Source organism: Pseudonocardia bannensis (assembly GCF_012911875.1).
Taxonomy (GTDB): domain Bacteria; phylum Actinomycetota; class Actinomycetes; order Mycobacteriales; family Pseudonocardiaceae; genus Pseudonocardia; species Pseudonocardia bannensis.
Genome location: NZ_JAAXKZ010000231.1, coordinates 1 through 3,248, shown reverse-complemented (window position 1 = coordinate 3,248; position 3,248 = coordinate 1). Strand labels below are relative to the sequence as shown.

The 3,248-nt window shown below is 71.9% G+C and carries 3 protein-coding genes and 1 pseudogene; all 4 read left to right on the top strand.

The features are described 5' to 3' along the window. Positions 1 to 143: 143 nt before the first annotated feature. Positions 144 to 314, top strand: a pseudogene (locus tag HF519_RS32090) (hydroxymethylbilane synthase); the annotation flags it as partial. A gap of 306 nt (positions 315 to 620) precedes the next feature. Beyond that, positions 621 to 1,211: an SPFH domain-containing protein gene (locus HF519_RS29720; protein ID WP_169416269.1), complete on the top strand. Its 591-nt coding sequence runs from the start codon at positions 621 to 623 to the stop codon at positions 1,209 to 1,211. Positions 1,212 to 1,260: 49 nt separating this feature from the next. Next, the gene (locus tag HF519_RS33660) at positions 1,261 to 1,791 is read left to right on the top strand and encodes a cation:proton antiporter regulatory subunit (RefSeq protein WP_498072996.1); all 531 of its coding nucleotides are present in this window, start codon (positions 1,261 to 1,263) and stop codon (positions 1,789 to 1,791) included. A 178-nt stretch (positions 1,792 to 1,969) separates the two neighbouring features. Next, on the top strand, positions 1,970 to 3,248 hold a 1,279-nt coding region (locus HF519_RS29715), incomplete at its 3' end, for an NADH-quinone oxidoreductase subunit 5 family protein (RefSeq protein ID WP_312860428.1).

Below are 3,248 nucleotides of genomic sequence, written 5' to 3'. Positions count from 1 at the left end.
TTCCTGGGCGAGCTGCTGCTGATCTCCTCGAGCCGGCACGGACTCGATCATCTCGGTCACTACGGGTCCTTCCCGCCGAGCGCGCTCGGCGTGTCAGGACCAGTTACACCCAAGATCAGACAGTCCCCGGACCTGATCCGGGCGGCCGGGTGCTCGGCGAGCTGGCCGCCGGGTCGCGGATCGGCACCGGCTCGCCGCGGCGGGCCGTGCAGCTGCACGCGCTCGGGCGGGGGCTGGAGGCCGTCCCGATCCGGGGCAACGTGGACACCCGGATCGGCAGGGTGACCTACGGCGAGCTCGACGGCGTCGTGGTCCGCGAGGACGAGGGCGGCGGTGGCCGCGCGCTGGCTCGGGGGCCCGTGGTTGCCAGGAGTCGGCAAGTCTGGTGGGGCAAGGTGGCCGATGGCAGCCGGTGCCGCCGGGCTCGCGGACGGGCATCTTGGGGGTGAGCCGGACCAGCCTGGGCCGAGCGGCCATCGTGCGAGGCGTGAGCGGAGCCGTCGCCTGGTCGCCGGTGCCATTCACGATTCTCCGCGTGCCGGCGCGAGTGGGCGTCCGAGGAGGGTCGGGGCGTCGTTCGAGGCGGGCGGGCCGGGCAGCCGGAGAGGGAGGCGATGGCGATGAGCGACACCGTGCTCGCGTGGATGGTGGCGGGCGTCCTGGTGCTGGCGGTGCTTGCCGTGTACTCGTTTCGCGTCGTTCCCGCAGACGAGCGTCTCGTCCGGTTCCGGCGCGGGTGCAGGGGCCATCAGGTGAAGGGTCCCGGGCTCGTGGTCGTGCTGCCTGGTATCGACCGCGGAGTTCGGGTGCCGCTGCGCAGGACCTGGGCTGACGTGATGTGGCTGGAGGCCACGACCGGGGACGGGGTGTCGGTGACGGTTAACGGCGCCGCGCTCATCTCCGTGTTCGACCCGGTTCGGTACGCCCTGACCACCGACCCGGCGGAGTCGGCGACCACCGACGCGTTGGAGGCCGAGATCGGCCGGTATGTCGCCGAGCGCGACCTGGTCGAGTTGTCCGAGTCGGCGGTCAACGAGCGCGGCGAGCTGACGTCGAGGGTCAACGCCAGGACCCGCGAGTGGGGTGTCGAGGTCGCGCGCGTGGAGCTCAGCAGGATCGAGGTCCGCCTCGACGCCGACCTGATTCGCTGGGCCGGGAGCCTCACGGCCCGGGCGTCACCCGCCACCCGGCAGCTCCGGCGGTCAGCGTAACGGGGGCTGGCGGCCCCCGACCCCGACCGCGAGAGGGAGCACCCGCGAAGTGGACATCACCTACAGCACCGTTGCGGGCATCGGCGCCGTGCACCAGTTCCGTACCCGGGCCGGGCAGCGGTCCGGTGTTCTGGCCGACCGGGCTGGGCGGCGCTCACTGCTGATCTACGACACCGACGATCCGGACGACGCCGACGTTTCGGTGCAGACCAGCGTCATGCAGCACGATGAGGCCGACCGATCGCCGAGATCCTGCACAGCCGTTCCCTGCCCGACCGACTCGCCGACGTGGAACGTCGACTGGCCGGGCTCACCGGGATGGCGCGTTGACCGGGATCGGATTATCGGCAGAACCCCTCCCGCACCTCCCGCGTGTCCCGGCCCCGGATTCGGCAGCGACGGGCGCGACAACGACGGTTTCGAAACGAACATCTGGCGTACACCGGACCGGCCTCGTCGAACTCCCGTCGGTCGTCGGCGATCATGCCGAGCTGCGCGGCGTCCAGCGTCGGACAACACCAGGACCTCCGCCATCCGCTGCCTTCCCAACGGCATCTGCGGTGACCTTGCCGGTGTCTAACCGAGGCGGTCGGACCTGCGTTGCGTCCTCTCCCGAGGCGCCCGCCTCCGCGGCCGTGCCGACCGGGGCATCGTTCTGACGCCGGGAGCGACAGTCTGCGCGCGGAAGGCTCGACGCGTACGTTGCTGCCATGCCCGCTCCCGATTCAGGAGCTGCTTATGACCCCGGTTCGGGTCAAGTGACGGCGCGCCGTGAGCGGCCGCGGCGTGGCGGGCTCGGGGCGGAGTGGCTCGGGTGGGCGGTCTGCGCGGCAGCGTTGGCGGGGTTCGCCCTGGTGCTGGTCGGTTGGCTCGCGGGCGGCGTCGCGTTCTCGCTGCCCTGGGCACCCACCCTGGACCTGCGGTGGAGCTTCGCGCTCGACGGGCTCGGCGCCCTGTACGCGCTGCTCGCCACCGGGATCGGCGCGCTGGTCTTCGCCTACGGCACCCGCTACCTCACACTGCACCTGGAGCACGAGCGTAGACCGGGGACGGAACGGTGGCGGTTCTGGCCCTGGATGGCACTGTTCGCCGTGGCGATGGTGGGTCTGGCCACGGCGCAGGACCTCGTACTGCTTTTCGTCTTCTTCGATCTCACCGCCGTCTGCTCGTACTTCCTCATCGGGTTCGACCGTGCGAGGCGCGAGGCCCGCACCGCCGCGCTGATGGCCCTGCTGGTTACGGTGGTCAGCGCCGTCGCGATGCTCGTTGCCGCCGTGCTGCTCTACGCCACCCACGGCACCTTCGCGATCCCGGAGCTGATCGAGCGCGCCGAAGCGGGCCCGGTCACCACCGCTGCGGCTGCCCTGCTGGCGGTGGCCGCACTGGCCAAGAGCGCCCAGGTCCCGTTGCATTTCTGGCTGCCCCGGGCGATGGCGGCGCCGACGCCCGTCTCGGCCTATCTGCACTCGGCGGCGATGGTCGCCGCCGGGGTACTCGTCCTCGGCCGGGTGCACCCGCTGCTGGCCCGCAGCGAGGCGGTGCTGACCGGGCTGCTGGCGGTCGGGGTGGCGTCGATCCTCGTGGGTGGTGTGCTGGCGCTGAGCCAGGACGTGCTCAAGCAGGTGCTCGCCTACTCCACGATCTCGCAGTACGGCTACATGGTGATGATGTACGGGCTCGGGAGCGCCGCGGGCAACGGTGCCGCGGCCTTCTACGTGATCGCCCACGCGATCGCCAAGAGCGCGCTGTTCATGACGGCGGGCGCGGTCACGATGGCGACCGGGGAGGACCGGCTGTCGCGGCTCGGCGGGCTGGCCCGGCGCATGCCGGTGCTGGCGGCGGCCGCCGGAGTGGCGGCGGCCAGCCTCGCCGCGTTGCCGCTGACCGTCGGGTTCTTCAAGGACGAGCTGTTCTTCACCGCCGCGCTGGCTGCGGGTCCGCTGACGACGGTGCTGGCCGTGTCCGCCGCGGCGCTGACGCTCGCCTACATCGGGCGCTTCTGGCTGCTGTTGTTCCTCGGGCCGCCGCGCGTCGAGG